Genomic DNA, 5,687 nt, shown 5'->3' on the forward strand with positions numbered 1-5,687 from the left:
CGGCAGTACTGGGAAGCGCTGACAGACAAAGATATTATCTCATTCCGCTTCCTTGATCTGGATCATTTTGAATTGACAGATGAGCTGTATGTGAAGATGAACGCAAGAGGAAAACACCTCTCGGATTTCGAAAATTTCAAGGCCTGGCTCCAGGACTATGCAAAAGAGAAAAAGCTCAGATCCGGAGGAGTGGAAAACTGGCATAAGCGGCTCGATGTGGAGTGGACAGATATTTTCTGGAATTTCAGGAAACCGGGCGTTTATGAGATAGATGATCAGTACCTCGCTTTTATCAAACTTATTTCGCTGTTCATTTATTCCGAAAGGGTTGTTATAGAGACTAGCAGACCGGACGACTTCCCTAAAGACACCGTGGAAATGTTCCGAAAACCTGATTTTATACCGCCTGCTGTTTACCTGGACCTTGGGCTGCTTGACAGTTCAGGTTTCAGCAAATTGATTATGATGTTCAGTTGCCTGGAAAAGAAAGGGTGGACATCACTTGATAAGCTTCTCGCTGGAATACTCAGTGCCGACGAACCAAATTTCTCACGTAAAATGTTTGGTGCAGAAAACTCAGGACTAACCTGGTTTGACACTGCTTTCATTTATGCCATATTTCGTTTCCTGACTGAAAAGGATAAAAATATAGAAGACTTTTCGGCAGAGGAACGGAAAGAGCTCCTGGACTGGCTTCGTGTATGCCGGAACCTAATCTACAATACATTTGTTAACGGTCCTGACAGCTTCGTAAGTGCTGTAAAGTCAATTGACAGGCTGGGCAAACACTGTTTCGATATTTACGGTTACCTGACGGGTCCGAAACCACAGATAACGTTTTTTGCAACTGTACAGCGTGACGAAGAGATACTCAAAGCTTCACTCATACTGAAGAACCGCGCATGGGAGCCTGTGCTGATGGAACTTGAACGTCATCCATATTTCAACGGTCAGATAGACTTTATATTAAAGCTCAGCACGGATCCTGATCACGATGTAGCCACCGTGGCGGAAAACGGTGCCAAATGTGCGGCCGTATTTGATGCAGGAATACTGAACAGTCAGGACTTCCTTTTCCACCGCGCCTTATTTTCTTTTAAAAACTACTTTCTTCAGTCAGGGAGTAATCTGAATATTTGTTCGAGCAATACCGGTTTGCGTGACAAAGAGGAGAACTGGCGAAGAGTACTGAGAGACAAAGACAGACTGGACGCTTTAAGGCAGCTGATCAGCCTGCTCGATAAGGGTCAGGAAAGAGCCGGGTTGCTGAATATCATCAAAAGTTATAAGACCAGTTCCTGGAAAAGATATTTTATTGAAAGTCCGGAACCCTTCCGGTGCTGCAAGCAGTATCTGGTCCGTGCGAATGAAGACAAAGAACAGGTTCTGCTCTTTAAAACGCTCAGGCTTTACGGCGCCCATGCAGAACTGCGCAGCTACAGTTTTTACTGCAGGCACATCAGAAATAAAATCAGTGATTTTGCACCATTTACAAAAGAGTACTATTACTACAATGAGCGTAATGAATCACAGCCGTGTTTTATTACTGAAGGATTTATTTACCGGCAGCAGGTATATGAACTTCAGGTTTACTACAGTTATATGGGGAAAGTTTTCAGTATGCACCTGGTTCCTCCAAACGGTAAAAATAATGCGCCCTCAATGCTAAAAAAACTCAATGATGCAGGGTTCAGTATAACCGCGGACGACAATAAACTCTGCGCCGTGACGGAAAATCAGCTGCTGCCGAAATTAAAACAGGTATGTTCTGAACTGCTGACACTGTAAGCCAGCCACCTTAGCAGTTTGTTGATTTAAAAAATACATTTGCAGTAAATCCTTAAACCGCTATTATTGAACGACAAAGATTTGAAAAGAGTGCAGGTACAGAAATGGCGAAACGTGTCGTTGTAAATTCAAGAATATGTGAAAGTTGCTGTCAAAGAACAAACTGCTTTAAGAAAACTATAAGCGCCTCTTTGTCACAGTCGTCAATCAGGTCAGTAAAAGACGGCAGGTTGATTGTGTAATTAACTGCTGCGATGCCCTTTAATTTAAAATTAACCGTTTTACCCTCAAACAGCATAGTAATGCTGTTTGAGGAATTGAAAGAACCGGATGTTTCTACACATTCATCCCAGCTCATATAACTACAAAGTGCTGTAGCTATAAAATTGGTAAGCCTGTCCGTGTTGACAGCAGCTGATTTTAGTTTTTCAATCAGGGAAACTACAGCATTTTCATTTACAGGTAATTTCTGATCAGAATCTGTAACAGCTTTAATTACTTTGGATGTTTTTAAATCTGTTTTTTTTATTTTTAAAGAAGCCGGACTATTTAATTCTCTGACTATCATATCCGCGATTTTCTGATCCTGTACATCGGGTCTGAAAGATATGTCCATACTTTTCACCCCTGATGCCAAACCTGCAAATGCCAGTGCTGTAAACATGATGTTATCATTGGCCCCCGTCTCATCTTTTGACCATACAAGAAGATCCCTGTAATCGCTCCGCATCAGGAAAAGCAGAAGAGCCCGTGAGACTTCAAAACCCGGTTTGGGTATATTAGGCCCGAATGGCTGTTCATTGCGGATATATTTATGCATGAGATCAAGACCGCTGTAAAGTGTTTTGCGGGTTTCTTCGGGAATATTAAAAAGAGTTGTTTCCCTTCTGATCTGCTCTATAATTTCGCTTTTCACATTGACAGTGTCTGCAGTAAGCGTATGAAGTACTTTAACGGCAGACGCAAAAAGCACACTTTCGGAATTTAAATCTTTGCTGTAGTCGGGATACAACCCCAGTTTAAACCAGTCCGGTAAAGCGGGCGGGAGTTTTACTTTTCCGGCGTTTTTAAAGCCGGCAGAAAGGAAAAAATTCAGAATGTCTTTTTTCCCATTAATGTAATAAAGGCAAAGTGTTACAGCACCCGCTATCCGGTCGTAAATTTTGTACTCTGCATCGGAGGGCAGAATTACCGGCGGCAGACTGCGCAGGTAAGCCAGAATTTCACCGGTATGATCCTGGTCCGAAAATAAATCGGGCAAAACCCGGTATAATTTTCTCAAATCCGGAAGGTCGGAATACTCCCTGAGCGCAGTTTCAGTCATATCTTCTGCGGTTAGGAAATTGATGCTCAGGACATCGCTCAGGGAAATCAGCTTTTCCGTAGTAATGCAATACGGCATCTGCGTTTCTGCGGGAAAAGATACATGGCCGGTTAGTGCGCCGGCTTTAATTTCAAGGTATACCGGCCGCAGGATACTCGGGTTGCTTTCACAGACGCGGACTCCTGCCGTTCTGCTTAACGGAGATGTAAATAACGGAATCCTTCCCGGACAGTCTGCCAGGTAATCATCATAGTACTTACCGTCATAGCCATAAAGACTTCCGATATACCTGGCGGTTAGAATTTCCCGCAAATTCAGCTGATTGGTAATAAAGAATATTCTTTCTGTCGAAAGTGCTTCAGGCTTTTGCTGATCGAAAAGTGATTGTTCCATTATTGCGTATTTCTGAATTCAGTTAAAGTCTCCGGAATTAGATTGAGTAAAGCAGGTTTGGTTGCGGCGGAATAAAGCAGATAAAGCTGCTGTCTCGCCCGTGACAACAGCACATAAAAAAGCATTTTATTTTCGGGATTAGCCATATTCATATTTATTGTTTCCAGATCCGGAATAAAAACAGCATCAAATTCGAGGCCTTTCGCACTTTTGAAGTTGATAAGTTTTATACCGGGTGTCCCGAAATTCGGCATTTCCGTTTGATTGTTATCATAAAATTCAACTGCATTTTTTGTTTTTCCTTTCAGTCTTTCAAAAAGTAAGGTCTGTGTTGACAGAAGTTTGGTAAATATACCAATCTCCAGGTTTGAATTATTTTGTTCAAAACGCAGAATTACATTTACCACATCTTCAAAACTCCTGGTTTTCTGAATTACCGGCAGGGCACCGCGCCGCGTAGGTAAATCTGGTTTACCGGTAGGCATTCCGGCGTAATAACAGGCAGCAACCCGGGCTATTTCGAGCGTGTTCCGGTAATTGCGGGTTAATTTGTATTCGTTTGTGATTCCGGTATTTTTCCTGATGTCATCAAATGTCGACTGGGTATCTGTAATGCGCTGGTTTTCGTCTGCAAAAACCGTCAGTTGTTCAGCCATCAGTGAAGCTGCCAGGTAAAATCCGGGAGGAAGATCCTGTCCCTCGTCTATCAGCAAACAGGGCCGGTTGTTAAGCTGGCTCATTACGAGTTCGGGAGTAATTGCCATCCAGTCGTAAACGAAACGGCTTAGTTCAGGCGGATTTTTGCCGAAGTGATTTTTGTACGTTGTGAAGACCCAGCTGTGATAAGTCGCAACAAAACTGTCGATTTTAAGCGCCCGTGCAGCATCCGCCGTATACGTTGATAGTACTTTTGATAATGACAGTATTTTGGGCTTCCGGTTGCTGTTTTTGTACATCGAAGCCCGGTAGAGTGCAATAACCGTTTTACCGGTACCCGGCGGGCCTGTTACTAGGTAGTTCTGACTGAGCGGAAGATTGTAAACAGTATCCTGCTCCTGCGAAAGTTCACGGAAAGACGGTAATCTCATTACTGCTCATTTAAAATAGTAACTTCAAGAAATTCTTTAAGTATGTCTTCAAAAAATCCGCTGATATGGCCGTCACCAACAATCAGAGCACGGTCAAGAAGCAGGTTAAAAGAAGTGCAGCTAGTTTCTGCAACCAGCGAACAGGCATGACACGCCGCCAGATTCATTGCATCCAGTCCCTGTCCTGTGCTTTCCATGCAGATCGGATCTGCAGAACAGTTAGCTGCGTCCTGCAGCGCTGAGATCAGAATCATGAACAGTTTGTCAGGACTGCACTGCCGTGAAAGACCGCCCAGAGTTCCTTCCGAATCACCGGCCGCGGTATAAATCAGAATACCTGCCAGGGCTCCTTTGGCCGATCCTGTACGCGAATATATCCGTTCCCTGAGTGAAGCGGATGAATAACCGCACTCGAATGCCAGTCTCCTGATCAGCAGGTGCGCCATCGTATGCAGCATTACATATCTCGGCGTTACTTCCGGGAGTAACCTTTCGTAACTGCTGTTTACGGTTCTTTCCCTGAGCGTTTTTACGCGGTTAATTATTTCAGGTCTGTTTTCCCAGGCAGCGAGACGTGTCTCATCGACTGAAATAAAAATGCCCTCACCATAAACCTCCAGAGCAGGCAGCCAGTCTGATCCTTTTCCCAGGTCCGGGAGTACGGGCTTGCTGGTTTTGTTGTCCTCATCACCTCCCGGCTGATACCTGTAAAAACCGGTAAGGGCCCGAACTTCACGGAGTTTAACTACAGAAACAACATGATCTATGAGAAGATTCAGCGTTTTCATAGCATCCCTTGAAGTGCCTTTAAAGTGTTTGGTCACAAACTTATCACGGTCATCTGCTTCGGGGTTCTCGGTGATAAGGGCAGTCCATTCTTCAAGTTCAATATCTGAACTGAATTTATCACCTGCATCAGAGGCACTGTCGCCATGCAATGCCTGAAGCACAAGTTCGGGATTGCAGTGGTACTGATTGGATAAAACACACCAAAATGACCCCTTTTGGCCCACTCAAAAAGGCCCCCTTTGCCAGTTGAAAGTGACCACGTTCGCCAAAGCAAAGTGACCCCTCTTGCCAGACGAAAGTGACCC

At 44.1% G+C, this 5,687-nt stretch carries 4 protein-coding genes; 1 reads left to right on the top strand and 3 read right to left on the bottom strand.

Annotated elements, in window-relative coordinates:
• On the top strand, positions 1-1,788 hold a 1,788-nt coding region (locus AC1DV1_RS31020; RefSeq protein WP_477368644.1), incomplete at its 5' end, for a hypothetical protein.
• Between the two features lie 151 nt (positions 1,789-1,939).
• Here AC1DV1_RS31020 and AC1DV1_RS31025 read toward each other — a convergent pair.
• From AC1DV1_RS31025 to drmB, 3 genes are read right to left on the bottom strand one after another with little or no spacing between them, the layout of a single operon-like run.
• A complete protein-coding gene (locus tag AC1DV1_RS31025) occupies positions 1,940-3,505 on the bottom strand; it encodes a hypothetical protein (RefSeq protein WP_477368647.1) in 1,566 nt (521 codons plus the stop codon).
• The gene (locus tag AC1DV1_RS31030; RefSeq protein WP_477368650.1) at positions 3,505-4,593 is read right to left on the bottom strand and encodes a 3'-5' exonuclease; all 1,089 of its coding nucleotides are present in this window, start codon (positions 4,591-4,593) and stop codon (positions 3,505-3,507) included. Before AC1DV1_RS31030 ends, AC1DV1_RS31025 begins: the two co-directional genes overlap by 1 nt.
• Positions 4,593-5,543 carry a DrmB family protein gene (drmB, locus tag AC1DV1_RS31035; RefSeq protein WP_477368652.1) on the bottom strand — a complete coding sequence of 317 codons (951 nt, stop codon included), beginning with the start codon at positions 5,541-5,543 and terminating at the stop codon, positions 4,593-4,595. The genes AC1DV1_RS31030 and drmB overlap by 1 nt, the downstream gene beginning before the upstream one ends.
• Positions 5,544-5,687: the final 144 nt, after the last annotated feature.

The organism is Mucilaginibacter sp. P4_D1, from assembly GCF_056401935.1.